This window comes from Mitsuaria sp. CC2 (genome assembly GCF_048957715.1).
Classification (GTDB): domain Bacteria; phylum Pseudomonadota; class Gammaproteobacteria; order Burkholderiales; family Burkholderiaceae_C; genus Roseateles.
This window is the reverse complement of the sequence record NZ_JARVXN010000033.1, coordinates 99,111-124,941: the sequence shown is the minus strand read 5'-3', so window position 1 is coordinate 124,941 and position 25,831 is coordinate 99,111. Positions and strand designations below refer to the sequence as shown.

The following is a 25,831-nucleotide window of genomic DNA, read 5'->3' as shown; positions in this document are numbered from 1 at the left end:
GTGAACACCATGAACACCACCCAGAACCGTCTCCCGGAAGACAGCGAAAGTGCCTCGGTCGACGGGAACTATGCGGACGACGCTCAGCGTTGGGCGGCCGTCCAGGCGCGCGATGCCCGCGCCGATGGGCACTTCGTCTACGGTGTCCGCACGACCGGCATCTATTGCAGACCGAGTGCGTCTGCCCGGTTGCCCAAGCGCGAGAACGTCGAGTTCTTCGCCAACGAGCAGGCTGCGGAGGCCGCCGGCTACCGCGCCAGTCAGCGCCCGTCCGGCGATCGGACCGCGATGGCCAGACAGCACGCGGCGGCGATCGCGAAGGCCTGCCGGATGATCGAGCGCGCGGAAACACCACCCAGCCTCGATGAACTGGCCGATGAAGCGGGCATGAGCCCGTTCCACTTCCATCGCATCTTCAAGGCAGAGACGGGGCTGACCCCGAAGGGCTATGCGTCCGCGTTCCGAGCCAACAAGCTGCGGCAGGAACTGGGCCAGAAGGGCGCGAAGGTGACGACTGCCATCTACGACGCCGGTTTCAACTCCAATAGCCGCTTCTACGCCGAGGCGGACAACATGCTCGGCATGCAGGCGCGGGCGTACCGCGCCGGCGGGCCCAACATGCAGATCCGGTTCGCGGTGGCGCAGTGCTCGCTGGGCGCGATCCTGGTGGCGCAGAGCCAGGTCGGCATCTGCGCCATCCTGATGGACGACGATCCCGAGCCACTGGTTGAGGATCTCCAGGATCAGTTTCATCGAGGCGCCGTCGCTCGGTCTGAACCTGCCGCTGGACGTGCAGGGCACGGCCTTCCAGGAACGGGTCTGGCAGGCGCTGCGGGAGATCCCTCCCGGCGCGACCGTCAGCTACGCGCAGGTCGCGGCGCGCATCGGCCAGCCGAAGGCGGTGCGTGCCGTCGCCCAAGCCTGCGGTGCGAATCCGCTGGCGGTCGCCATTCCCTGCCATCGCGTGGTGCGTCGCAATGGGGAGTTGTCCGGCTACCGCTGGGGCGTCGATCGCAAGCGCGAACTGCTGTTGCGTGAAGCCGGGCAGGGCGTGCAGTGACGAGCGTGGAACGCGCCATCGATCGTTTGGACTGGCCGAGCATTGAAGCGCAACTGAACGAGGAGGGCTGCGCCGTCCTTCCCGGCGTGTTGGACGACGGCCTGATCGCTGAGCTGCTGTCGTTGAGCAGCGCGTGGGAGACGACGCGTCTCGGCGTGATCGAGGATCTGCGGAAGCACCTCTACGAGCGCCTCGTTCCGACTGCCAACCATTGGCACGCGGTGCGCGATGTCGCGGACAGGTACCCGGCCACGCTCGACCAGTGGACGGCGCATGTCCGCGGCGTGTCCGACGATCGCATCCCTCCGATCTTCACGCGACTGCGTGTCGATGAGCATGAAGCGCTCCACCAGTACGGCGAGCGCGCGCACGCATTTCCCCTGCAGCTTGTGGCCGTGCTCAACGAGCCGGGAACGGACTTCAACGGCGGCGAATTCGTCCTGACCGAGCAGCGACCGCGCATGCAATCGCGGCCCATCGTGCTGCCGCTCCGGCGCGGCGACCTGGGCGTCATCGCTGTGGCGCATCGCCCGCACAAGGGCGCCAAGGGCTACTACCGGGTGAGCCTGAAGCACGCGATCAGCCGCGTGCGCAGCGGCGAGCGGATCGGCTTGGAACTGCTTCTCGACGACGCCCAGTGAGGCGTCGCGTTGCCACGGCAGGCAGACCACTTCTGCTGGTCCGGCCTCCAACAGGCCGCCCTGGACAAAGAGGAGCTTCGGCTCCTCCCTTTTTTATGGACGATGCCGGTCTGGCTCACCCCTCGCATCACTCGACGATCTCCGCCCCCCAACCGTCGTAGACCACGCCGTGCGTCTTCGCGAGCATCTCGAATTGCACGGTCAGTGCCATCAGCTCATCGAGGTCGGGGACCATCCGACGCGTCGCGACCACCTGCCAGGTGGGCGCGTCGTCCTGCGGGCCGAAGATCTGGACGTCGAAATCGAGTTGGGCCAGCGACTCGGCGACCGCCATCGCGGACGCTTCTTCCTTCGCATCGAATGCGAAATGGGGGAAGTGCGGCTGCGACAGATCAGCGCCCAAGGCCACCATTTTCGACAGCACCTTGGCATCGGGGTCGTCGTTGTTGCTGAGTCGGGCGAGGAGGTCGGGAGAGGTCGGCATGGGCGGAAGGGATTGACTCGGGGAGTGCCATCAGCGAGGCTTTGAGGCAGCGTTGCTCGATCATCCCACGACGCAATGCCACGCCGAATTTGTCGCCGAGAGCGCGGGCGCTTCAATCCGCAGGCCGCCGTCCATCGAGGGGTCGACACTTGCCGTAGGCCTCCCGAAGACAGCGGGACGACCGTCACTGTGGGTGCCTCGCCTAGCGCGATCCCCTGGGTCCTCGGAGAGGCCGAGCCCGCGTCGATTTCACAGGGGACTTCGGCCACGAGATCGGGATCCTTGAACTGGACATCAACGCGGACGGGAAGATCGTCCGCATCGACGCCAGGCTGGAGTGATCCGCGTGGAGAAACGCGGGCCTTGCTCACTCCTTCCACATCCGTCCGGACCAGTCGGAGAAGGTCTTCAGGCGTTGGGCTTCGGCGCCGTGATTGCGCGCCGAGATCACGCTCCAGGTGATGTACTGCTCACTGGTCCAGTCCACCCATCCGCCGACGAGATGCGGCTGGCCTTTGCCGTTCAACGGCAGCGGCGTGCGCTTCGCGTCGAGGCAGAACCGGAAGCCTGACTTGATCTCGGGCTCGCTGCCGAAGAGCGCGTTCGGATCGCATCGACGCCATTGCTCGTAGGTCGTGGTCGCGTACATCGTGTTGTAGAGCGACATCGAGCTGTTGATGAACATCAGATGCAGCCCCGGTGTCACGTCGTCCAGCAGCCTGAAGCGCGACTTCTCCCAGCTCTCAGGGCCGCGGTCGACCACCTCGCCGACGCCCAGCTTGTGGATCGCCAGCGAGGCGCGGCTGCGATGCCCCTCGTTGCGGAACAGATCCGTCGGTGCGGCCGGATCAGGCTTGTTGAAGGACAGGCTGGTGTTGGCGAGCTGCGCCAGCTTGGTCCGTACCTGGAAGTAGCGCGCCAGATGCGACGCCGAGACCTGCGAAGGCGCCTTCGCGGTCATCAGGTCGTCCACCACCGCCGTCGTGAAACCCATGTGGTACGGCCAGTCCATCGGACCCTCCGACGCGCCGGTCCAGCCCGGGTTCATCGTCATCTGCAACTGGTACCACTGATTGGTCCGGTAGTACGAAGTCAGCCGCGGCTCCCAGGAGAAGTAGAACTCGCGCTTGCCCTGCGCCGTCTGCTCGTCGACGTAGAGCATGTGCGGCGCCATGTAGAAGACGCTCGGCCAGCTGAAGGGCCAGCCGCGTTTCTCGCCTTCGCCGACCCACTTGCCGCTCGCGTCCTTCTTGCCGCGGAACGAGGCTGTCGAATTCTCCAGTCCGAATTCGTGCGCCAGCTCCCACTGCTTGACGCCCATCCAATGGATCATCCCGAACATGGCGCGCTCGATGAAGGCCTCCTTGCTGTAGCCGGCCTTCGCGTTCGGATACAGCGCCGTCGCCGAGGACTGCGTCGACGACGACAGCAAGGCCTGCAGCTTGCGTCCGCCGATCTCCGCGCCGAAGGGCTGCGACGGGTTGGACGACACGCGGCTGCCGCGACCGCCGCCGACGAAGTCGAGGATGCGCATGCCCGGGTCGGTCAGCCAGTACTGCGCACGTTCGCGCTGGTCGGCCGTGAGGTGGCTCCAGTCGCCGTACACGCCGTTCGGATTCCTGTTGGCCGCGAGCCAGTCGGCGATGCGCTTGACCACCTTGATCGGGTTGGAGCCGGTGTCGCCCTGGGTTTCGAACAGGCCCTGGCTCTGGCCCGCGTCCGGCGTCCAGATGTCCAGCGGATGCGTGATCGGCAACCAGGCGTTCCAGTCGGGCAACTGCAGCGGGATCGGCATCTCGCGCGTGTTCAGCACCTTGCCCGGGCTCGGGTCCATCGCGGCGTCGAGTTCGGCCTGCGTCACCGCGGTGGTCGTGTTGGCCGCCTTGCCGGCGAAGACGTTGACGAAGGACTTCGCGTCCGGTAGTACCGCGTCGATGCCGGCGCCGGCTGCCCATTCGACGATCGGCTTGCTGTCGAGTCCCGGTCCCGGCTGGTACGGCGGATTCCACGGCGCCGCCTGCGGCACATGCGGGACCTGCGTCAGCGCGGCGCGCAGGTAGGCGGCGATCTGCTTGCCTTGCGTCTCGCTCAGGCCGTGGAAGCGCGAGCGTTGGACGATCGAGTGGTCGGAATAATTGAAGTACTGCAGATCGCGCCCCGTGGCCGCATGGCACGACGCGCAGGCCGCGCGCATCCTGGTGTTGACCACCGGCGACTTCAGCAGCACGCCGGAGGCGTTCCAGAGCGTCTTGCCCGCGTCGGCATCGGCGGTCCAGGTGCGGCCCGCGGTCTTCTCGGCCGCGATGTCGGCCCAGCGGCGCGGGTTGGTCGCGAGGTTGCGGCCGCTCGCGTCCTGGAGCTGCAGGTCGAGGATGCGGAAGCCGTTGGAGTTGCCGTCGGTGCCGTTGAAGCGGAACTCGATGCGGTTGGTGGCGGGACTCGCGACCAGACGCGCCCGCGCGGTGCTGTCGAGCGGCATGCGGAAGCGGATCGTCAGCAGCCCGCCGTTGACGCCGCCGTGCGCGCGCTCGATGTCGTCGAGCTGCACGCCGGTGTCGCTGATGGGGATCCAGGCCGCCGCGCTGGTGTTGTCGGCGTTGGCGGCGCCGACCACGCGCAGGCTGCCGGCGATGCCGGTCAGCGGCTTGATGAGCGCCTCGAACTCCGGCGAGTTGTAGAAGCCGCAGCGGTGGCAGCGCACCACCAGCTGCGTCGCGGTCGCGAGTGAAGCGGCATCGAGCGACAGCTCGGCGCCGACGACGGTCGGTGCATCGGGTGCGCCGGCGCCAAGGACTTCGATGGGGAAGGTGAGTGTCGGGGCCGGAGCAGGAGAGGGTGCCGGCGCAGGGCCCGGAGCGGGCGCAGGTCCAGGTGCTGGCGCAGGTCCAGGTGCTGGCGCGGGGCTCGGCGCTGGCGACGGAGCCGGCGAGGGTTCCGGTGCGGGGCTGGGGGCGGGCGCTGGTCCCGGCGCAGGTACTGGGGATGGCGCAGGCGAGGGCGCTGGCGCGGCCCCGTGCGTATCGGTCGGATCCTTGGACGGGCTTGGGGTGTCCCCACCGCCGCAGGCGCTCAGCAGCACGGTGAAGGCCAGCGCGATCGTCGTCGACGCAGCCTGGCGCTTGCCCAAGCTCGGACTGAAGGGATCCTGCATGTTCGTCTCTCGCGGAAGTTTGTCTGGATTGATTTCATTTTTTTCCGCTCGATGACCGCGCCTCCGACGAGTAGAGGCAAGAGCTGCAAACAACGGTAAGCGCGACGAGACGCGCTACCTCTCAAGAGTTAGGCGCGGGCGGTCTCGCCGGCAGCCCGGCCTGCTGCACGCTGTGCAGTGGAGGATGCTCGCGTCGAATGCGTCGCACGCCGCGGCCGCATCGTGAGCACGATTGCCGCGATGCCGAGCGCCGCGCCCGCCGGCACATCCAGCACATGGTGCTGATACGTCGTCAGCACCGAGACCCCGATCAGCGCGAACCACCCGTGAAGCCCCACTGCCCACGCGCCGCGCAGCAGCGGCGCGAAGCGCGCCCACAGCAGCACCAGCACGCCGATGTGCAGCGACGGGGCGCGGTTGTAGGGCATGTCGCAATGGCCGAGCAGATCGAACATCAGACCGATCGCGCCCTCGGTCGGCGGCCGCTCGAAAGTGAAGCGCAGCGGGAACGCGGCGTAGCAGAGCACCGACACGAACAGCACGAGGAGCAGCCGCAGCACGTGACGTCGAAGGCGCCCGGCGTCCGCGTCGATGAAGAACGACAGCGCGAAGAAGACGCAGATCGAGAGATAAGGCACCACCGTCCAGCCGACGAAGGGAATGCCGCGTTCCCACGCGAACACGCCCGCGCCGATATCGCTCCGCCAACTGGTGACGTGGTTGGACAAGGTGTACAACGCGGCATACGCCGCCGAGGTGGCCACGGCGCAGGGCAACGGCCGCCAGGCTTCGGGCCAAGGGATCGCAACGCGCATCGGGATCTCCGCCGCGAGCGCCGTCGCCCGCCTATCCCTGATTACGAGATCCCGATGCGGAAGCGGACATCGCCGCGCTTCATCGCGGCGTTTGTTCCTGCTGGCCCTGCACCTGCTGGCCCTGCGCCTGCTGGCGCTGCACCTGTTGACGCTGCACCTGCGCCAATGCGCTGAGCGCTTCCGCCACCGCGGGGCTCATCGCCGGGTCGTAGATCCGCTGGTGCAGTCGCACGGCCTCCTGCAGCACCGGTTCCGCCTCGGACGCCTTCTGCTGTTGAAGCAAGGCCTGACCCAGCACCAGCATGGCGGTGGCCTCATGGTCGCGCTGGTAGTCGGCGTTGCCGCCGTTCCGGATCGCGCCGAGCGTTTGTCGCGCCTGCGCCTCCGCGACTTCCGCATGGCCGGCGTTGAGTTCGAGCCAGGCGGATTCGGCCTGCTCCACCACGGGCTCGCCCGCCGCAGGAGCGGGCGGCAGTTTCCTCGTCGCGCGCTGAGCCTGGAGACCCGCGAGCGCTTCCCGCGCCTGACCGCTCCGCACCTGCCAGCGGCGCAGCGCGAGGCTGTAGAGCCGGCCTGGTGGCTTGCCGGCGGGGATCGCCTGTCGCTGGCGTTCGAGCAAGGTGTGCGCTTCAGACAGCCGCCCCAAGCTCGTCAGCGCCAGCGCGCGGTCCGTCAGGGCCTGCTCGTCCATGCCGTCGGGCGGGTGGGGCGTCCCGAGCACCGAGACGTCGTCGGCGCTGACGGCCAGTGCGGCCTGCGTGTGACCGTAGCTTGCGAGCGCACGTGCCTGCCACGCCCGCACCCAGCGCCTTTGCGGAAGATCGACTGCGGCGGTCTCGCTCCAGCGCCATGCCGGCGCGAGCGTCGTCAGGCTGTCCCGGAAACGCCCGGCCTGGTTGAGGAAGATCGCGTAATGCGTCTGCGTCTCCGCCACGCGGACGGCGTTGGCGTTGCGCGCGACTTCCGCTTCCATGCCTTTGCGCAGGCTGGTTTCGGCCTGGGCGTATCGACCCAGCGCGCGCTGCGCATGACCGAGGAATCCGTAGATCAGCGACAGATCGCCCGCGCCCAGCGGCGGGTTCGCCTCGCAGAGTTGGACGGCCTCCGCATACGCGCGCTCCGCGCGCTCGAAGGACTTGTTGAACAGGGCGGCGTCGCCGAGGATGCGCAGCACGAGCAACAGGTCGGCGTTGTTGTTGCCGCTCCGCGCGATCGTCAAAGCGCGTTCGGCGAATGCCATCGCCACTTCCGGCTTGGCGCGCCGGTTCAGCGAGGCCTGTCCGATCTCCACCTGCAGCCGCGTCGGCGAGTTCGCGTCCTGCCGCGCGTCCAGGATGGCCGTGGCCTCCTTCAACTGCGCGGCGGCTTCCTCGCGCTTGGTGTCGAGCGCCAGCGCGTTGGCCAGCGCCGCCATCGCGAGTACCGCCTCGTCGCTGGTCGGACCGTGCAACCCGCGCGCCACGGTGAGGCGCTCGCGCTGAAGGTCGACCTCTCGCGCGTTCAAGCCCAGGTCCTGGTACATCGAGGCCAGCACGGTGAGCAGTCGCAGCCGCGCCGCAGGCGCGTCCTTGAGTTCCGCATCGATGCGCTCGGCGCCGCGGTCCAGCAGTTCGCGCGCGGTCGTGTCGCGCGCCTTGGCCGGGTCGGCCTGGTCCGCCGAGTTCGCGCGGAACACCCCTTCCAGGAAGCCCTGCACGGCGCGCGCGGTGGCGGCTTCGGCCTGCGCGCGTTGCGTCTGCAGCCCCGCCTGGTGTGCCTGCCACAACGCGACCGAAGCGCCGCCTATCAGCGCCAGCGTGGCGACGGCGCCCGCTGCCACCGGCAGGCGGTGTCGCCGCACGAGCTTGGCCATGCGATACGCCCAGCCGTCGGGCCTTGCCTGCACCGGCTCGCCGTCCAGCCAGCGGCGCAGGTCCTGCGCGAAGGCCTCCATCGTCGGATAGCGATCGCCGGGGGATTTCTTCAGCGCGTGATTCAGGATCGCGTCGAGGTCGCCACGCAGTTGCCGGCGCAGCGCGCGATCTGCGCTGGCACTCGCGATGTCAGCGGTGTCCGTGGCCACGCTGCCCGCGGCGCTGCCGATGCTGCTCGCCAAGGGAATCTCCGCCGCGGCGATCACTTCTTCGAGCTCGGCCGCGCTGCCCCGCTTGAGGCGGTACGGGCCCACGCCCGCGAGCACCTCATAGGCCACCACGCTCATGCTGTAGACGTCGCTGGCCGTGCCCAGCGGATCGCCGCGGATCTGCTCGGGGCTCGCATAGTCCAGCGTCAGCGCGCGGCCCGAGAACTCGGTCAACGCGGTGCGCATCGTGCTGTCGCCTTCGAGCAGCTTGGCGATGCCGAAGTCCAGCAGCTTCACCTGCGCATCCCGCGTCACGAGGATGTTGCTCGGCTTCAGGTCGCGATGGACGACGAGCCGTCCGTGCGCATGCCCCACCGCCGCCATCACCTGCAGCAGCAGCGCGACGCGCTCGCGCAGCGACAGCCCGTGGCTGCGGCAGTACGCGTCGATCGGCACGCCGTCGACGAATTCCATCGCGAGAAACGGCCGGCCGAGCGCGTCGATGCCGGCGTCGTACAGGCGCGCGATGTGTTCGTGCGCCAGGGTCTCCAGGATCTCCCGTTCCCTGTCCATCCGCTCCGCGAGGCTGTCGCCCCAGACGATGCGCGGCAGCTTCAGCGCGACGCGGCGCGTCATCAGTCCGTCCGCCCGTTCCGCCAGCCACACGGTGCCCATGCCGCCGCGGCCGATCTCCTCGATCAGCCGGTAGGCGCCGACCTTGCTGCCCGGCAGGATGCCGTCGAACGGCAAGGCCAGGTCGCCCGGCCCACCCCGCCCACCGAGCCCATCGGACCCTCCAGGACCGCCCGGCGCGAAGAGCCGCGGCAGCGTGTCGAGGAAGGCGTCGGTCTCGACCTCGGCCTGATGCGCGAGCAGGGTGCGCAGTGTTTCGCGATGCACGGCGTGTTCGCCGATCAGGCCTTCGAGCCAGGCCTTGCGCGCGGTGGGCGAGAGGTTGAGCGCCTCGTCCAGCAGCGCGCTGATCGCGGGCCAGTCGCCTTCGAATCGGGAGAGGGCGGTCATGCCGACGTCCCGTCCGTCATCGTCAGTCGCGCAGCGCGTGCGCGAGCAGCAGCCGGGCCTTGTCCCAGTCCCGGCGCACGGTGCGCGCGGACAGGCCCAGCGCCTCGGCGATCTCCTCGTCTTCCAGGCCGCCGAAGTAGCGCATCTCGACCACGCGGCCCAGCCGCTCGTCGACGCGGCCGAGATCCTCCAGCGCGGCGTGCACGGCCAGGATCTCGTCGGAGGCCGCGGGCAGGGCGCCGATCAGTTCGGAGTTCAGCGTCACCTGCTCGGCATCGCCGCCGCGGCGGTCGGTCTTCGCGTGGCGTGCGGCGTCGACGATGATCGATCGCATCACCGTGGCCGCGTAGGCCAGGAAGTGGGCCCGGTCCGAGGGCGTCAGCGTCTCGCGCTGCAGGAACTTGAGGTAGCACTCGTTGACGAGGGCCGTCGTCGCCATCAGGTCGTCGCCGGTGCCGCGCGAGAGTCGCCGGTGGGCCACCTGCCGCAGCTCGGGATAGAGCAGCTCGAAGATCCTGTCGAAGGCCTCGCGGTCGCCGTCGCGCGCCCGTCCGATCAACTGCGTCACTTCCCCCATGCCGTGCTTCCGTCCAAAACGAGGTTGGTGGCGGCGATGGTAGCGCGCGTTCAAGGCGGTCCGGACTCCCGCGCGTCCCCAAGTCCCGACAGGCTTGTGTCATCTGGTGTCACTCCGTCGACCGTGAGGTGCGCAGGGGCGGCAGGCCGACGCCCGGCAGCGGCGGCAGGCGTAGCCGTACGGTCGACAGCAGGCACGCGCAGGCGCAGGCGAGGGACAAGGCTGCCACGGCCCCCGCGCGGGGCGCCAGCAGCACGAACACGGTGCCGAAAGCGGCCTTGCCGAAAAGCCCGCCGACGTAGCCGCGCAGGAAGTGCGCGGCGGCGCGGTGGCCGCCCTGGGCGTGTTCGGCCATGGCGACCGGGCCGGTGATCAGCGGCAGCGAGGAGAGCAGCCCGGCGGCGAAGCCGCCCAGGGTCGGGCCGATGAGCGTCGCGACGGCGGTGAGCAGTCCGGCCATGGCCGCGATCAGCCACATCGAACAGAAGACCGGACGGTGGCGAATCCTCCCCGGGCCCGCCGCACCGAGTCTGGGCATCGCGACGAAGGTGAGGGCGCAACTGACGAGCGCCAGCACCAGGGCCCCGGGCAGGTGGCTGCTGGCCGCCTTGGCGGGGACGGCCATGACCAGCGCGCCGCCCAGTCCGCAGAGCAGTGCGACGGCGGCGCCGCCATGACGCGCGGCGCGCGCGTACCCCAGCGCGAAGACCGCCAGCATCGCGCAGGCGGCCACGCTGCCGATCGCGGCGCTGATCGCGAAGGGCATGCCCTCGTCGTGCGCCAGCCAGGCCAGCGTCGGCGCCGTGATGGTCGGCAGCGCGGCGACAAGACCTGCCACCCGCCGGCCGCCGTGACGCGCCGCCGTCATCACCAGCAACACGGTGCCCGCGGTCAGCAGGCCCTTGAACAACTCGTCCATCGCGCTCCCCTTGGGGACGACGGGAGGAATCACGTCGTCCTGCCCAGTTGAACGAGATGGGCGGTCCGGCCTGGACAGCGGCCGGGAACCTCAAGCAGGGGACACGGAAAACGCCCGCTGAGGTCCTTCCCCTGTCCGGCGCATGTCCGGGACTTCGTTCAGTGGGGTAGCAGGCGCTGCGACCGCGCAGCGCTCCTTTCTCCTCTTCATGGAGTCGCCATGTCCCGTGCTTCCTGGTTCCCGATGGAACGACGCGTCCGCGCCGTCGTGATCGCCGGTGTCGGCGCCCTGGTCGCCGCCTTCCTCTCCGGCTGCGGCGGAGGCGGCGAGCCGGCGTTTCCCGCAGACCCCGCGCCGACGGTGCCGCCCGTCGGGAACCCGCCGGTCGTGACACCGCCCGTCGCGACACCGCCGGTTGTGACACCACCGGTCGTGACGCCACCCGTTGTGACGCCGCCGGCGGTGACACCGCCCAACCCGGCGATCAGCGTGCTGTCGCCTGTCGCCGTCATGGGGCTGCGGCAACCGGCGCCGCTGTCGTTCTCGCGCGGCATCGTGCGGGAGGCCTCGGGCAGCTACGCCTTCGCCTCGGGCAACGCCATCCTGCGGATGTCGGCGGATCTCCAGTCGATCACACCGGTCGCCGGCCAGGTCCGCGACCAGTCCGGCACCACGGTCGACGGCAAGGGCGACGCCGCGCGATTCAACAACCCGTACGGCATCACGGCCGCTCCCGACGGCACGCTCTATGTCACCGAGCGCTACAGCTATGTCATCCGCCGCATCGCGCCGGACGGCACGGTGACGACGCTCGCGGGATCTCCCGGCCAGTACGGCAGTGCCGAGGGCACGGGCAGCGCGGCGCGGTTCTACCTGCCGAGCGGCATCGCGATGGGTCCCGACGGCGATCTCTACGTGGCGGACCGTAGCAACCAGGTGATCCGCCGCGTCACGACCGCCGGGGTCGTCACCACCTATGCCGGCATTCCCGGGTCGCCGGGCTACAAGGACGACGCCCCCAATCTGGCGAAATTCAACCATCCGTCCGGAATCGCGGTCGACACCGACGGCACGGTCTATGTGGCCGACTTCGACGGCCACATCCGCCGCATCGCGCGCAACGGCAACGCGGCGGGCATGGTGAGCACGCTGGCGGGGAACGGGAGCTCGACCCAGTCGTCGGCGATGGACGGCACGGGCATGGCCGCCACCATCATCACGCCCGAGCACCTGGCGCTGTCCGACGGCACGCTCTACCTGCGCGACGGCGCCGGGCTGGTGCGCCGCATCGATACCGCCACGGGCGCCGTCACGACGATGGCGGGCACGGCGGGCACCTTCGGCTCGCTCGGCACGATCCAGCCGCGGGACGGTCCGCGCGGGAAGGCCGGCATCGAGACGGGCTTCAACGGTGGCGGGCTGGTGGCGATGCCCGACGGCGGCCTGCTGATCACCGAGACCAACTTCATGCTCGGCGCGGTGCGACGGGTGGCCCCGGACGGCTGGGTCACCACCTTGGCCAAGAGCTACATCTACGGTTTCAGCAACCACACGCAAGGCACCGGCGTGCTCAGCCAGCTGCCGTTCGGCTGGTTCCCCGACGGCTCCACCGAGGGCGAGCAGGGCCACTTCACCAGCGACGTGTCCGTGGCGCAGGCACCGGACGGCAGTCTCGTCGTCGGCACCCGTGTCGGCGTGCGGCGCATTTCACCCAGCGGCGCCGTGACGCCCGTGATCGGCCTGAGCGGCGAGGCGACCATCGACGGCACCGGCAGCGAGGCCGACGGGGTAGACGTGACCAAGACGATGGTCGTGGATCCGACGGGGCGCATCTTCTTCTCCGACGTCTCGACGATCCGGAGCATTGATGCGACGAACACGGCGCGCACGATCGCGGGCTCGCCAACGTTCTACGGCGACACGTCCGGCGTGGGGCAGGGCGCGGCGGACGGTCCCGGCGCGACGGCGAAGTTCAGGAGCATCACGGGCCTGGCGCGCGCGGCGAGCGGTGATCTCTATGCCTCCGATTCGCTGAACAACGCGATCCGTCGCATCGATGTGTCCGGCACCGTGAGCACCTTCGCCGGCGTCATGGGCGAGCGCGGCACGGCGGATGGGGACCGCGCGACGGCGCGCTTCACGATGCCGATGGATCTGGGCATGGGCCCGGATGGCACGATCTGGCTGCTCGACAGCGGACGCGGCGACACGCCGTCGGTACGCCGCATCGCGCCGGACGGCACGGTCAGCACCTTGCCCGCGAAGGGCCGGCGGCTGACCGTGGACCCCGCGGGCAACGTCTATGTCCTGACGGCGGGCGGCGACCTGGCGATCGTCGATCCGGCCACCGGCGCACTCTCGACGCTGATCCCGGCGGCCGACCAGGTGGACATGGGCAGCGATCCGCGCATCGGCCTGGATGCGAGCTGGGCCTTCAACGCCGTCGGCGTGAAGCAGCTGGTGATGATGTCGGGGCGGCAGTTGATCCGGGTGACGCTGCCGTGATCAGGCACGCAAGCCGCTGTGGCTCCGAGGACGCGACCAACCACCGAGATGGCGGCGCGCATGCACACGAGCCGTATGGTCGTGAACCGCCTGCTGGATGAAAGAGACACCGGCGTGACGCTTGCCACCCTGGCGCGTGCGAGCGTGGCGCTGGGAACTTCACTGCGATTCGAGCTGGGGGCTGCAACAGCGGCCGCGTGAGCGACCCGCGGTGCTGATCACCGGGCCTCGTCCTCACGCATACGCGTAGAGCAGCGCCGCAAAGAAATGGCAGACGCTGCCGCCCAGCACGAACAGGTGCCAGACGAAGTGGGCGTAGCGCAGCTTGTTGTCGAGCAGGAAGACGACCGCGCCCAGCGTGTAGCTGAGGCCGCCGGCGACCAGCAGCGCAAGGCCCGGCGCCGGGGTGCGCTCGATCAGCGGCCCGATGGCGAAGACCACCACCCAGCCCATGGCAAGGTAGAGCCCCGTCGACACCAGCGGATGCCGCAGCCGGTTGAGGAGCTTGATGGTCACGCCGAAGGCGGCCGCGGCCCAGACCGCGATCAGCAGCGTCACGCCCGGACCCGAGTGCAGCACGCCCAGGGTGAAGGGCGTGTAGCTGCCGGCGATGAAGACGTAGATGGCGGCGTGGTCCAGCCGCATCAGCCAGGCCTTCAGGCGGCCGTTGGCCAGCCTGGCGGGCAGGGCGTGGTACAGCGTGGAGATGCCGTAGAGCAGGATGCCGGAGCAGGCGAAAACGGCCGCCGCCGCGACGTCCGCGGGCTCGCCGTGGTTCATCGCGCGGATCACGAGGATGGGCAGGGCGGCGATGGCCAGCAGCGCGCCCAGCCCGTGGCTGATGGCGTTGGCGATCTCTTCGCCCAGGGTCTGCGGGCGGTCGACGAGGAGGGGACGGTGCGTCATGGAGCAGGTCGTAGGGTCTGACAGCCGGAGCATGCCAGCGATTTGCTGAGCGCTTCTCGCACATAGAATGAAATCACAAGAACCGATCAAGTAGCGGCGTTCCGATGGACACCCGGTGTCCCTCTGCAGTCAGGCAGAGCCTTGAAGAGCGCACGGAAGGGGAGGAATGAAACAACACATCTTTACGGCGGCCGCTTTGCCGCTGATGCTCGCGCTCGCCTGCATTCCGGCCGAGGCGGCCGTCCATCGATGCACCGATCCATCGGGCAAGGTCTCGTACCAGGAGAGTCCGTGTCCCGATGCCAGCGCTGCCCGAACCTTGCCCGAAGCGGGCGCGTCCAAGGGAAGGGCGGGCTCCGCGAGCCAGCAGCGGGGCAGCAGGCAGGAGGACGGCCAAGTCGACGATTGGGACGCGGACGATCCGGCCTTCGTCCTTGGCGACGGCAGAAAGCCGGCGCCCGGCGCGGCTTCAAACCGGGCACCCGCACGGCCGGTGTTTGCCGAAGTGCCCCGCGTCAGCCTCAAGTTCGAGCTGCTGAGCGTCACCGGCAGTCGCCAGCGATGGACGAACAGCGGCCCCGAAGGTGGTCGGCGATTCGACGGCACCGTGCGCGGCGGCTCCATCGTCGAGGACGCGGCGCTGCCCGCCGTGGTCAGCGAGAACGGTTCGGAGGCCTACACCCTGAAGGGCAACGGCGGAACGCTGGCCTGGATGCCCAAGGGCTTCGGCGGTCCGGTGCAGGAACTCACGCCGCCCAGCCGGCTGCCCGCACTGTCCTGGGCCTCCGGTCTGGCCTGGGACACGCGCAAAGGCGTGCTGGGCATTGCCTCTCACGGCGGCGAGGGCTACTTCCATCGCTACGACACACGCAATCACACGTGGTTGGATGCCCGCTCGCTGAAGAACCTGGACTTGATCGGCCTGGCCTTCGACGAAATGACCGGGACCTACGTCGGCTTCTCCAAGGATGCACAGCTCGTCACCTTCAACGACCAGGGTGACATCCGGCAGGTGCGACCGCTCGTGGATGTGCTGCCGGGCCTGCGGGGCACCTTCGACCGCGTGCCCCATGCGTCGGGGATCACCCTGGCGGCACGCGGCGGCGTGATCGCGATCGTCAATGTCCGCAAGGCCAGCGTGACGCACATCTGGACCTACGAGACGGCGACCGCCCGCGCGCAGCTGACCTACAAGGCCGCCCCATGACTGTCCTTCGCCGCGGGGCCCTGGCCCTGGCCCTGATCCTTCCGGTCCTGCTGCTCTCCGGCTGTGATGTCAGGCAGCGCCTGGACAGCGCGGAGGACCGCATCAATGCGGCAATCCCCGTCGGCATCGACATCCGTCAGGCCCGTGAGCGCTTTGCCGAACAGCTCGGACCGAAGTCCGCGGACCTGGCTGCGTTCAACCAGGCCTGGACCGCCCGTTTGCGCGCCCGCGCGCTGTCCTGCAGTCCGGACTTCATGCCGAGCTGGCGCCATTCCAACGAGCAGGTGAAAGCCGGCGTCGGCAACAGGAACTGCTTTGCGGAATTCGACCGGACGCTGTCGCGCTGGGTCGGTGTGCAGCGCGTGCGGTTCAAGCTCCAGCAGGCGCCTGTGGCGGTCGGCGGCATTCCGCCCTCGATCACGCTGCGGGGCGATCTCTCGTCGCTGTCCCGCGACGCCGGCCGGGCGCCGGTCGTTGCGGTGACGTCGTCCGAAGGCATCGAGCTGGTCGCCCTGGACGGAAGCCGCAGCCCGTTCAAGGAGGCCGGCGCGCGCAGCGAGGTGAGCGTGTCGCCGAACGGCCAGCTGTTTGCGCAAGCCGTGGGCGGCATGATGCGCATCCGCGCGACCGACGGCGGCGACACGTTGCTGGAGATCGCCGATGCGCGATCCGTCCATTGGCTGAGCGCGGACTACCTCGGCGTGCGCAGCGCCAGTAACAAGCCGGCCTCCCTCATCAGCCTGCGCAGCGCGGAGCAGGCGCCCATCGTGAACAGCGGTCAGTCCTCGTCCGAGATGCTGCTGCCGGTGCCGGCACATCCCGACCGCTTCAACGTCCTGACGTTCTTGGGGCTGTACCAGTACGGCGTGTCCGAGCGGGACGGCAGTCTCACGCTGACCCTGGCGACCGAAAAGCCCGGTGTCGACGCGCGCCTGATGTCGATGACGTCGGGCGCCGGACAGTTCTCGGCGGACGGTAACGAGTGGGTGCTGGCGGGCAGTCACAAGCTGGTCCGGCTGGACCTGAACACCCTGGCCGTCAGCGAGACCAGCTTCGAGCCCGTGCTGGTGCAGAACGCCGCCCCGACGGCCAACCGCGACCAGTTCGTGCTCAACCTGACCATGCCGGGCGGCGTGGGCGGCGTGATCTCGCGCAACGGCAACTACCTCTTCGATGCGGCCAACGGGACGCTGGCCCGCGTGGAAGGGGCGGCGGCGCAGCGCCACGTCCGGTACTTCCCCGCCATCCAGCGGCTGTCGCACATCATGCATCCGACGATGTGGCTGTCCGAGCAATTGGAGACCTCGCCGCCGGTCCCCGCCCGGGAGGTCGTGGCGGCCATGCTCGACGAGGTCAACCAGCGCAAGCTGGCCCTGGCCGCGGCGGAAGAGCAGCGCATCGACCAGAGTCCCGCGCTGCAGGCCGGTTCGCCCCTGCTGCCCGCGGTGCGGGAGGCGCAGGTCGAAGGCATCGGCATCTACGAGGCACGCGAGAAGATCGCCCAGCCCGGGCAGTCGCGCAGCATCGGTCGCGTCGACGTGGTGGTGCGACGCTCTGCGCGTCCGGTGGTGCTGGTGCTGTGCTCCTACGAGGCGGTGCAGTGGAACCTCAAGCTCGAATCCGGCGCCCGGCTCGGGGCGGTGCTGGTCGGCGGGTACTACGATTCCACCGTGAAGGGTGCCGGCGACGCGCGCGTGCTCAAGATCGGGCGGGTCTACGCCTACAAGCAGGAAGGGCCGGAGTTCTCCGCGCTGCAGCGCGAGGTCGCGCGCTGGGCCGGACGGCCCATCTCGCTGTTCCAGAGCGGGTATGACGGGGCGAGTTATTCGGTCGGGGGACCCTGACGGGGCATGCGTCGGCGTGCGGCGCTACCCGCACGCCTTCCGGCGCCTGACTCCTATCATGGGAAAAACCTGGAGCCCGCCTTGCCTCACTTCACCCTGCATCACAGCGCCAATCTCTCTGACCTCGACGCGAATCGCTGCCTCACCGCGGTGAACGCTGCGCTCGCCGCATCGGGCCACTTCGAAGAGATCGACATCAAGAGCCGGGCGTTCCGGGCGGAGCAGTTCCTCGTCGGCGTGGAAGCGGGCGGCCGCGCGTTCGTGGCCGGCACGCTGGCCGTGCTGACCGGGCGAAGCAACGACACGAAGCGGGAAATGGGCGAGATCGCACTGCGCGCGCTGGTGTCCTGCGTCCCCGCCACGCCGGGCCTTCACATCCAGGTGTCTGTCGATGTCGTGGAGCTCCAGCGCGAGACCTACGCGAAGGCGGTCATCGCGGGGTGAGTCGATGCAGCCGTCCTAGCGAGCCATCAACGCCTGATATGCCTGCCGCTTGAACCGCAATCCATACGGATGCGCGTATCCGAAGTAGCGCTGGGTCAGCAGCACCGCGGCGACGTTCGGTCTCGGATTGATCCACCACAGCGTGCCTGCGAGGCCGCCCCAGCCGACTTCTCCCGCAGTAGCGCTAGTCGACGTGTCGCACGACCTCCCGGAGGCGGGCCGGATAACCGCTCGACGACGCATGAGCGTCTCCGATGGCGCACTCGAACTCGTCGAGCAGGTGGTCGGGCGGATGGGCTCCCGCGTCCATCAGCATGTGGGGCTCGAATCGCCATCTAGGGATACGGAAAGTCGATTTCAAGACCCGCGCTGCTGGAACCCGGCCATGATCCGCATCGCATCCTTGGCCGGCGGCAGGCCGAACGCGCGCCCGTACTCGCGGCTGAACTGCGTGGGGCTTTCATAGCCGACCTCGTGCGCGACGGAGGTGACGTTCCCGCCCGAGGCCACCAGCAGCTTGCGGGCCTGGAGCAGCCGCAGCTGCTTCTGATACTGCAGGGGACTCAGCGCGGTGACGGCCTTGAAGTGACGGTGGAACGCGGACACGCTCATCGCGGCCTCGTCGGCCAGGTCCTCCACCGCAAGCGACAGGGAGACATCGCGGCGGATGCGCTGGATGACCTTGTGGATTCGGGCCAGCGCCGTCTCCGGCGTGGCGACGTCGCGCAGCATCCAGCCCATGGGCCCTTGCAGCACGCGGTACAGGATCTCGCGTTCGAAGGCGGGCGCGAGCGCGGGAATGTCGCCGGGATGGTCCATCAGCCGGAGCATGCGCACCCAGGCATCGAGCAGCTCGGACGTCACCGCGGCCACCGAGAACGCTCGAGGACCGTTCGGCGCGTCGGCAGGATTGGGCAGGCTGGACAGCAGGTCCGCCAGCACGCCCGCGTCCAGCGTCAGGGCGACGGCCAGGTAGGGCGAGCCGTCGGCGGCCGGCCTCACGGTGCCGGCCGCGGGCAGATCGACCGACATGACGAAATAGGTGGCCGGGTCGTAGTCCAGCGTCTGGTCGCCCACCGCGAGGGTCTTTCCTCCACGGAGGATGAGGTTGACCATCGGATCGTAGACGGCCGCCAGCTCATGCTCGGGAATGCTGCCCTGGACCATGAAGACACGCGGGATGCCCGTCTCCGTCGGACGGTTCTGCGCGCGGGCGGCCAAGGACCGGAGTTCGTCGAGTTGCTGTCGCATGGCGGCATTGGAACCCGTGTCCTCCCGACGGTGCAAGTCGGAAAGCAGGATTGGGCAGGAATGAGGCAGGAACGGTTGCGACAGCTGCCCACCGCTTTTCTATCGTTCAGCCATCCCAACCCTTCGCTTCGGAGCCTGAAATGAACAGCAACAACGCCAGCCACAACACGAGCACCCCAACCAGCGCCGACGTCGTCGTCATCACCGGCGGCAGTCGTGGCATCGGCGCGAGCACGGCCATGGCGGCGGCGCGCCGCGGACTCGGCGTGATCCTCACCTACAACGCGAGTCCAGATGCCGCGCATGCCGTGGTGCGCGACATCGAAAGCCTAGGAGGGAAGGCCGCCGCGCTTCGCCTGGACGTCGCCGCCGTGGACACCTTCGCCGCCTTCCGCGCCGAGGTGGAACGGGCGCTCGCGGACGTCTGGCGGACGACGCGGCTCGCGGGCCTGGTGAACAACGCCGGCTACGGCCTTTTCCAGCCGATCGCCGACGTCACCGAGGCGCAGTTCGACGGTCTCTTCAACGTGCACCTCAAAGGTCCGTTCTTCCTGACGCAGGCGCTGCTGCCGCTGCTGCGCCAGGGGGCCGGCATCGTCAACCTGACCAGCGCCACGACGCGCGTGGCGACGGCGGGTGTCGCGCCCTACGCGGCGTTCAAGGGCGGCTTGCAGGTGCTCACCCGCTACATGGCCAAGGAGTTCGGCGAGTCGGGCATCCGCGCCAACTCGGTGTCGCCCGGCGCGATCCGGACCGAGCTGGGCGGCGGCCTGAACGACGCGTTCGAGGCGCTGCTCTCGTCCCAGACGGCGCTGGGCCGGGTGGGGGAGCCGGAAGAGGTCGCGCGCGTGATCGTCTCGTTGCTGCGCGAAGAGGGTGTCTGGATCAACGCGCAGGACATCGAGGTGTCCGGCGGCTACGTCGTCTGAGGCCTCAGACCAGCAGCAGCCCCAGCACGTGTTCGTCGACGTAGTGCGCCTGATCGGCGCGCTTGTAGAAGTCCCTGAGCGTGCCTTCCACGACGAACCCGAGCCGCTGGTAGAAGGCCAGCGCCTGGTCGTTGTCGGTCTCGGCGGAAAGCTCCACGCGGCGGATGCCGGCGTCGCGGAAGTGGCGCAGGGCGTCGTCGATCATGGCGCGGCCGACGCCTCGGCCGTGGCGCCGGGGATCGACGGCCAGCGTGCCCAGCAGGAGCACATGGCTCACGCGGCCCGGATAACGCGTCGCCCGGTAGAAGCCGGCGATCTCGCCGTCGATTTCCCAGATCCAGAAGGCGCTGCTGCGCACCAACTCCTCGAAGATCGGCACGAAGGACGTGAGGTCCATCGGCTCGTAGGTCAGGTAGGGAACGACCTTGGGATGCGAATAGATCGCGAAGACCGGTTCCAGGTCTTCAGCGCGGGCGAGGCGTCGTGCGGGGCTGGTCATCGGGGGAGTCACCGGGGGCAGTCGTTGCCCCCAGTGTCCCTCAGCTTCAAATCGCTCAAGCCGCGCCAGGGAGGCTCAGTCAGGTTCACGGAGTGTCAAGCAGCTTCCGGCAGCTTCGCGATGACCTTGATCTCGAACTGGAAGCCGGACAGCCAGGTGACGCCGATCGCGGTGGCGGTCGGGTAGGGCGCATCGCCCCAGAACTCGGCGGCGACTTCCCAGGCGCGCTCGAAGTGGGTGTGCGGATCCACCATGAAGACGGTGACGTCGATGACGTCGGCGAAGCTGCAGCCGGCCTCGGCCAGGATCGCGTTGAGGTTCTTGAACGCGAGGCGCACCTGGGCATCGAGTTCCGGTTCGGGAGAACCATCGGACCGGCTGCCGACCTGGCCCGACACGAACAGCAGGCCGTTGGAACGGATGGCGGGGGAATAGCGGTGCAGCTCGTACAGGGCGTGGCGGTCGGGCGGGGAAACGACGTCGCGGGTGGTCATGAAGGGCTTTCCTTGCAGGTGATTGCGGATGCAGTCACTGTAGGAATTCGCCGGCCACGGATAAACAGGCAGTTCGCACAATCATTGTTTGGGGATGCCAAACAGTGGCGGTAGGGCTCGTGTTGCTGTCTTGAGATCCAGATCACTCCCCCCTGCGTATAGAGCGCGTCCACCGCTTCCGGCCGCTCCCATGGATCTCGACATCTCCTCGATCGCCGTCCGCCTCGCCGAGCGCGGCCTGTTGCCGGAGGCCGCCGTGCGGCTCGGCATCCGGCGCCTGCTGCGCCAGCGTCTCGACGAGTCGCATCACCACGACTATGAGACGGCCGCCGCGCTGACGCAGTCTTTCCTCGCCTCGCTGCGCGCCGCGCCGCTGGCCGTGCAGACCGAGAAAGCCAACGAGCAGCACTACGAACTGCCCGCCGCGCTGTTCGAGGCGATGCTCGGTCCCCACCGCAAGTACAGCTGCTGCTGGTGGCCCGAAGGCGTCGACACGCTCGACGCCGCCGAGGAGGCGGCGCTCGAAGCCACCGTCGCGCGCGCCGGGCTCGTCGACGGGCAGAGGATCCTCGAGCTCGGTTGCGGCTGGGGCTCGTTGAGCCTGTGGATGGCCGCCCGGTTTCCGGCGGCGGAGATCCTCGCCGTGTCGAACTCGGCCTCGCAGCGCACCTTCATCGAGGGACAGGCCCAAGCCCGCGGACTGCGCAACCTGCGCGTGGTGACCTGCGACTTCAACGCCTTCGGCGAGGACGGGAGCCTCGACGGCCGCTTCGACCGCGTCGTGTCCGTCGAGATGTTCGAACACCTGCGCAACTGGCCTCGCGCCTTCCGCAAGGTCGCCGGCTGGCTGCGCGACGACGGCCGCTTCTTCATGCATGTCTTTGCCCACCGCGAGGCGCCTTACGCCTTCGAGGTCCGCGACGCCACCGACTGGATGAGCCAGTATTTCTTCTCCGGCGGGATGATGCCCAGCGACGACCTCGCGCTGATGTGCCAGGACGACCTCGCCCTGCAGGAGCGCTGGCGCTGGGACGGGCGCCATTACGCGCGCACCGCCGCGGCCTGGCTGGAGCGTTTCGACGCCCACCGAGCCGCGCTGTGGCCGGTCTTCGAATCGGTCTACGGCGCCAAGGACGCGCCGATGTGGTGGCAGCGCTGGCGGCTCTTCCTGCTCTCTGTCGAAGAACTGTTCGGGTACGACAAGGGCCAGCAGTGGTGGGTCAGCCACTACCTCTTCGCGCCCAGGCGCTGAGGCCATCGACATGGCATTCCTCGAATCGCTGCCGCTCATGCCCGCGCTGGGCCTCGCCGGCCTGCTGATCACCCTCGTCATCGCCGTGCCGACCTGGCTGGCGAGCATCCCGCTGCGTGATGCCAGCCTGGCGGATCGCGTCTGGTCGGCGTTCATCGCGGTGCCCGTCGTGTTCTATGTCTGGCAGAGTGGCGGCGACGCGCGCTCGACCGTGATGGCGGCGATCACGGTCGCCTGGGCGCTGCGCCTCGGCGTCTACGTCACCGTCCGCAACTGGGGGCACGGCGAGGACCGCCGCTATCAAGCCATCCGCGCGCGCAACCAACCGAACTTCGCGCTCAAGAGCCTGTGGCTCGTGTTCCTGCTGCAGGCGGTGTTGGCCTGGATCGTCGGCTGGCCGATGCTCGTGGCCAGCGCGCCGGGCGCCGCGCCTTGGGGCGCGTGGGACACCGTCGGCGCCGTGCTGGCGATCGGCGGACTGCTGGTCGAGACGATCTCCGATGCGCAGCTCGCGCGCTTCCGCCGCGATCCGGCCAACCGTGGCCAGGTGATGGACGGCGGCCTCTGGCGCTATTCGCGTCATCCCAACTACTTCGGCGAAACCTGCCTCTGGTGGGGGCTCGGCGTGATGAGCCTGGCCGCCGGTGGATGGACCGGCGCCTGGGCACTGGTCTCGCCGATGCTGATGACCCTCCTGCTGCTGAAGGTCTCCGGTGTGACGCTGCTGGAACAGGACATCGGCGAGCGTCGCCCCGCCTATCGCGACTACATCGCTCGCACGAGCGCCTTCATCCCGTGGCCGCCGAAGCGCGAGGGCGCGAGATGATTGCGGCCCCGTTGCCACGAGCCGTCGTGATCGCCACCCGCGTGGCGCGCTTCGCCGCATTCAAACGCGTCGCGGCAAGCGTCGCCGTTGTGACGGTCGGCGCCTTCGGGTTTGCAGCGGCGGCCTGTGCCGAAACCTGGAACTTCGATGTTCGCCTGGACGGCAAGCCGATCGGCACGCATCGGTTCACCGTCGATGGCCCGGTCGATGCGCGCGACGTCACGAGCATCGCCGCCTTCGACGTGAAGCTGCTCGGCATCACCGTCTTCCGTTACCGCCACGAGGCGCGCGAGCGATGGCGCGGGGACTGCCTGCAGCAAATCCGCAGCAGCACCGACGACGATGGGAAGCCGGTCAAGGTGGACCGACGCCTGGAATCCGCCGCGCCCGGCGAGCCTGGTAATCCCGGCGAGTCCGACTGCCTCATGAGCTACGCCTACTGGAACCCGGCGCTGGTTCGTCAGCAGCGCCTGCTGAATCCGCAGACCGGCGAAGTGGACGAGGTCCGCATCGAGCGCCTGCCCGATGCGTCCCTTCCCGCGGGTGGCCGCGACGTCGACGCCTCTCGGTGGCGGATCACATCGACGGCGCCATCGACCGGCAAGTCGGCGCCGGCCCGCCAGGTGCTCACGCTGTGGCGCGACCGCGCGGACGGTCGATGGATCGGCCTCGACGCGCAGGTGAAGGGCGATCGCGTGCTGACCTACCGTTTGCCCTGAAGCAGAAGCATCCGATACCGCGCGAGTCAGGCGACCGACGCGTCACCCCTGAATGCGGCCCCTGAATGCGGACACCTGAACTCGGAACCCTCAATCCGGAGACCACGATGAGACACCACGACGAACCTATCCCCACCCGAGCGCCGACCTGGCGCTGGCCGCTCGCCTATGTGCTGACGCTCGTCGTCTTCCTGGGGCTGGATGCGGTCTGGCTGAGCCTCAGTTCAGCTGCGCTTTACCAACCGGCCATCGGGCATCTGATGGCCGCCACCGTCGACTGGCGCGCCGTGGCGGTGTTCTATCCGCTGTACGTCGGCGGACTGGTGTTCTTCGCAATCGCGCCGGCCCTGTCGGGTCGACCCTTCGCAGGTGCGCTCGGCCGCGGCGCGCTGTTCGGTTTCCTTGCCTACGCGACCTACGATTTCACCAATCAGGCCACGCTGCGCGACTGGCCCTGGCACGTGACGGTCATCGACCTCGTCTGGGGCGCGACCGTCAGCGGCGTCTCCGCCGCGGTCGGCTCGGCGCTCACCGCGCTCACATGCCGACGAGCGATCCGAACCAGCGGGCGATGACCCCGTCGAAGTGCAGGCGGCCTTCGACGGCCGCCACGCAGATGCATTCGCTGCCGTCCTGCACCACCGGTTGATGGTGGACCTCGTCGTCGGCGAGGTCAAAGTCCCCCGGTCCGAACAATGACCGGCCGTCGTGGAAACGGCCGTAGAGGATCTGCGTCAGTTCCGTCCCGCGGTGCGTGTGCTGGGGCAGGTACTTGCCAGCGCCGATGCGCAGCAGGAAGACGTTGGCCTCCGGCGCGTCCGGCACGCTCACGCGACTCCAGCGCATGCCAGGGCCCAGCCAGCGCCAGCGTGTCGCGTTGCAACCCGCCAGCGCCTTCGGCCAAACCGCGCCGGCTGGCAACGGTGGCGGGGCGGACACCTTGCGCGGTGTCGCCGTGCCGTCGGCGCTGTGGCCGCTGTGGAAGCTGAGGCCGCTGTGGACGTCCTCAGCGCCGTGGGCGACAACTGTCCGTCTGGTCCGGTCGAGTTGATCGATGCGGTCGAAAGCGCGTGTGAGCGCGTCCTCGCGCATCGTCGCCTCGGGCTGCTCCTCGAGCACCACGCCGCCCAGCGCGCGCAGCATCGCCACGCGCTCCCGGCAGGCCGGGCAGAGCTCCAGATGGGTCTCCGTCACCAGCCGCATGCCGATCGGCAGCGCGCCGCTGGCGAGCGACAGCAGCAGCTCGTCGGCGGGGTGATGGCGGATCTCGAGGGGCGGCAACATGGTCGGAGAGGGCATCAGGAGTCGGGACATCACAGATCGATCAGCCGGCGCAGGTGCGCCACGGCCAGCCGGATCCGCGACTTGACGGTGCCCAGCGGCAGGCCGAGCTCCGCCGCAATGCGGGCATGCGGTTCGTCGTCGTAGAAGGACAGGCGCAGCACCTGGGCCTGCTCGGGCGGGAGCTGGTTCAGCGCCTCGCACACCCGGCGCGACAGTCGCGTCGCGTCGGCCTGTTCGCCGACGCCGGGCTGGTCAGCCTCCAGCCGGTCGAATTCGAAACATTCATCGCCGGCGCCGTCCAGCAGATGGCGCCGCGCGGCGTCGATGCGCAGCCGGCGCGCGATCGTGAAGATCCAGGTCGACACCGCTGCCTGCTTGGCATCGAACAGCGCCGCCTTGCGCCACACCATCACCAGCGCATCCTGCGCCAGGTCCTCGGCGGCGCCGTCGGTGCTGCCGGTGCGGATCAGATAGCTCTTCACCCGCGGCGCGAAGTACGAAAACAGCCGGCCGAAGGCCTCGCGGTCCTTCAGCTCGGCCACGCGCAGCATCAGCGCCGGCCAGTCCTCCCCGGGCGGGGAGGGCGGCGCGCTGCGGTCGGGATCGATCGGGACGATCTTCAAGTGGCGGGCTTTCGGCGAGGACGGGCGTCGATGCGCTGGCGTCGACGCGGCGTTCGAGGATACGACGGAAACAGCCACCGGCCTGGCGCCCGGAGACAAGGGTCTGGCGCCCGGCGGGGTGGCCGGTGCCGAGGTCGGTTCGTCGTGTCGCAAGGGGCCCATGGACACTCTTACGCGGCGGACGACGTCCCGGATCATCGCTCGATCGAGGATTTGCCACCATGCGGGCGACGTTCGCCCGTTCAAATGGGGGATCCTTCACGGGCGAGGAATCCAAAACGCGGCCGACCGCGTAGAAGCGCAAACAGCAAAGAAC

The 25,831-nt window shown here is 69.0% G+C and carries 23 protein-coding genes and 1 pseudogene; 12 read left to right on the top strand and 12 right to left on the bottom strand.

The genetic code is table 11. The annotated features are described in order from the left end of the window. Positions 1-9: 9 nt before the first annotated feature. Both PV762_RS22020 and PV762_RS22015 read left to right on the top strand, forming a co-directional pair. A pseudogene (locus PV762_RS22020) lies at positions 10-1,060 on the top strand (bifunctional transcriptional activator/DNA repair enzyme AdaA). A 5-nt stretch (positions 1,061-1,065) separates the two neighbouring features. Continuing rightward, on the top strand, positions 1,066-1,701 hold the full coding sequence (locus PV762_RS22015) for a 2OG-Fe(II) oxygenase (protein WP_421037126.1): 636 nt from the start codon (positions 1,066-1,068) through the stop codon (positions 1,699-1,701). Between the two features lie 127 nt (positions 1,702-1,828). Here PV762_RS22015 and PV762_RS22010 read toward each other — a convergent pair whose 3' ends face one another. The 6 genes from PV762_RS22010 to PV762_RS21985 all read right to left on the bottom strand — a co-directional run bounded on the left by PV762_RS22010 (position 1,829) and on the right by PV762_RS21985 (position 10,732). Beyond that, positions 1,829-2,185, bottom strand: coding sequence for a ribonuclease E inhibitor RraB (locus PV762_RS22010; protein ID WP_421037125.1), 357 nt, complete (start codon positions 2,183-2,185; stop codon positions 1,829-1,831). 367 nt (positions 2,186-2,552) lie between these two features. Next, on the bottom strand, positions 2,553-4,886 hold the full coding sequence (locus tag PV762_RS22005; RefSeq protein ID WP_421037124.1) for a hypothetical protein: 2,334 nt from the start codon (positions 4,884-4,886) through the stop codon (positions 2,553-2,555). A 578-nt stretch (positions 4,887-5,464) separates the two neighbouring features. Then, positions 5,465-6,151 (bottom strand): hypothetical protein, encoded by a 687-nt coding sequence (locus tag PV762_RS22000; protein WP_421037123.1) that lies wholly within the window; start codon positions 6,149-6,151, stop codon positions 5,465-5,467. A gap of 79 nt (positions 6,152-6,230) precedes the next feature. Then, positions 6,231-9,236 carry a protein kinase domain-containing protein gene (locus tag PV762_RS21995; RefSeq protein ID WP_421037122.1) on the bottom strand — a complete coding sequence of 1,002 codons (3,006 nt, stop codon included), beginning with the start codon at positions 9,234-9,236 and terminating at the stop codon, positions 6,231-6,233. Between the two features lie 22 nt (positions 9,237-9,258). Further along, positions 9,259-9,813 (bottom strand): ECF-type sigma factor, encoded by a 555-nt coding sequence (locus tag PV762_RS21990; RefSeq protein ID WP_421037121.1) that lies wholly within the window; start codon positions 9,811-9,813, stop codon positions 9,259-9,261. Between the two features lie 109 nt (positions 9,814-9,922). Next, a complete protein-coding gene (locus tag PV762_RS21985; protein ID WP_421037120.1) occupies positions 9,923-10,732 on the bottom strand; it encodes a hypothetical protein in 810 nt (269 codons plus the stop codon). A gap of 219 nt (positions 10,733-10,951) precedes the next feature. On the opposite strand from PV762_RS21985, the gene PV762_RS21980 reads away from it, so the two are divergent. Together PV762_RS21980 and PV762_RS21975 are read left to right on the top strand one after the other, a co-directional pair. Continuing rightward, the gene (locus PV762_RS21980) at positions 10,952-13,237 is read left to right on the top strand and encodes a hypothetical protein (protein ID WP_421037119.1); all 2,286 of its coding nucleotides are present in this window, start codon (positions 10,952-10,954) and stop codon (positions 13,235-13,237) included. A 60-nt stretch (positions 13,238-13,297) separates the two neighbouring features. Further along, a complete protein-coding gene (locus PV762_RS21975) occupies positions 13,298-13,438 on the top strand; it encodes a hypothetical protein (RefSeq protein WP_421037118.1) in 141 nt (46 codons plus the stop codon). Positions 13,439-13,471: 33 nt separating this feature from the next. Here PV762_RS21975 and trhA read toward each other — a convergent pair whose 3' ends face one another. Further along, on the bottom strand, positions 13,472-14,143 hold the full coding sequence (gene trhA / locus PV762_RS21970) for a PAQR family membrane homeostasis protein TrhA (protein WP_421037117.1): 672 nt from the start codon (positions 14,141-14,143) through the stop codon (positions 13,472-13,474). A 205-nt stretch (positions 14,144-14,348) separates the two neighbouring features. On the opposite strand from trhA, the gene PV762_RS21965 reads away from it, so the two are divergent. The 3 genes from PV762_RS21965 to PV762_RS21955 all read left to right on the top strand — a co-directional run bounded on the left by PV762_RS21965 (position 14,349) and on the right by PV762_RS21955 (position 17,638). Further along, positions 14,349-15,350 (top strand): DUF4124 domain-containing protein, encoded by a 1,002-nt coding sequence (locus PV762_RS21965; RefSeq protein ID WP_421037116.1) that lies wholly within the window; start codon positions 14,349-14,351, stop codon positions 15,348-15,350. Continuing rightward, a complete protein-coding gene (locus PV762_RS21960) occupies positions 15,347-17,194 on the top strand; it encodes a hypothetical protein (protein WP_421037115.1) in 1,848 nt (615 codons plus the stop codon). Before PV762_RS21965 ends, PV762_RS21960 begins: the two co-directional genes overlap by 4 nt. Positions 17,195-17,275: 81 nt before the next feature. Further along, entirely contained in the window at positions 17,276-17,638 is a 363-nt protein-coding gene (locus PV762_RS21955; protein ID WP_421037114.1) for a 5-carboxymethyl-2-hydroxymuconate Delta-isomerase, read from the top strand. Positions 17,639-17,995: 357 nt separating this feature from the next. Here the strand turns inward: PV762_RS21955 and PV762_RS21950 are convergent, their stop codons facing one another. Further along, positions 17,996-18,889 carry an AraC family transcriptional regulator gene (locus PV762_RS21950; RefSeq protein WP_421037113.1) on the bottom strand — a complete coding sequence of 298 codons (894 nt, stop codon included), beginning with the start codon at positions 18,887-18,889 and terminating at the stop codon, positions 17,996-17,998. Between the two features lie 140 nt (positions 18,890-19,029). Here PV762_RS21950 and PV762_RS21945 point away from each other — a divergent pair, with 140 nt between their 5' ends. Beyond that, the gene (locus PV762_RS21945) at positions 19,030-19,818 is read left to right on the top strand and encodes an SDR family NAD(P)-dependent oxidoreductase (RefSeq protein ID WP_421037112.1); all 789 of its coding nucleotides are present in this window, start codon (positions 19,030-19,032) and stop codon (positions 19,816-19,818) included. A gap of 4 nt (positions 19,819-19,822) precedes the next feature. Here PV762_RS21945 and PV762_RS21940 read toward each other — a convergent pair whose 3' ends face one another. Beyond that, a complete protein-coding gene (locus PV762_RS21940) occupies positions 19,823-20,317 on the bottom strand; it encodes a GNAT family N-acetyltransferase (protein WP_421037111.1) in 495 nt (164 codons plus the stop codon). 95 nt (positions 20,318-20,412) lie between these two features. Further along, positions 20,413-20,811: a RidA family protein gene (locus PV762_RS21935; protein ID WP_421037110.1), complete on the bottom strand. Its 399-nt coding sequence runs from the start codon at positions 20,809-20,811 to the stop codon at positions 20,413-20,415. Positions 20,812-21,001: 190 nt separating this feature from the next. Here PV762_RS21935 and PV762_RS21930 point away from each other — a divergent pair, with 190 nt between their 5' ends. The 4 genes from PV762_RS21930 (at position 21,002) to PV762_RS21915 (ending at position 24,183) form a co-directional block, all read left to right on the top strand. Then, a complete protein-coding gene (locus PV762_RS21930; protein ID WP_421037109.1) occupies positions 21,002-22,063 on the top strand; it encodes an SAM-dependent methyltransferase in 1,062 nt (353 codons plus the stop codon). A gap of 10 nt (positions 22,064-22,073) precedes the next feature. After that, on the top strand, positions 22,074-22,889 hold the full coding sequence (locus tag PV762_RS21925; RefSeq protein ID WP_421037108.1) for a DUF1295 domain-containing protein: 816 nt from the start codon (positions 22,074-22,076) through the stop codon (positions 22,887-22,889). Between the two features lie 26 nt (positions 22,890-22,915). Further along, on the top strand, positions 22,916-23,608 hold the full coding sequence (locus PV762_RS21920; protein WP_421037107.1) for a DUF6134 family protein: 693 nt from the start codon (positions 22,916-22,918) through the stop codon (positions 23,606-23,608). Between the two features lie 107 nt (positions 23,609-23,715). Continuing rightward, a complete protein-coding gene (locus PV762_RS21915; RefSeq protein ID WP_421037106.1) occupies positions 23,716-24,183 on the top strand; it encodes a DUF2177 family protein in 468 nt (155 codons plus the stop codon). Here PV762_RS21915 and PV762_RS21910 read toward each other — a convergent pair. Continuing rightward, complete coding sequence (locus PV762_RS21910; RefSeq protein WP_421037105.1) at positions 24,146-24,922, bottom strand: ChrR family anti-sigma-E factor; 777 nt, start codon at positions 24,920-24,922, stop codon at positions 24,146-24,148. The genes PV762_RS21915 and PV762_RS21910 overlap by 38 nt on opposite strands. Continuing rightward, positions 24,922-25,515, bottom strand: a complete 594-nt coding sequence (locus PV762_RS21905) for a sigma-70 family RNA polymerase sigma factor (protein ID WP_421037104.1) — start codon at positions 25,513-25,515, stop codon at positions 24,922-24,924. The genes PV762_RS21910 and PV762_RS21905 overlap by 1 nt, the downstream gene beginning before the upstream one ends. Positions 25,516-25,831: the final 316 nt, after the last annotated feature.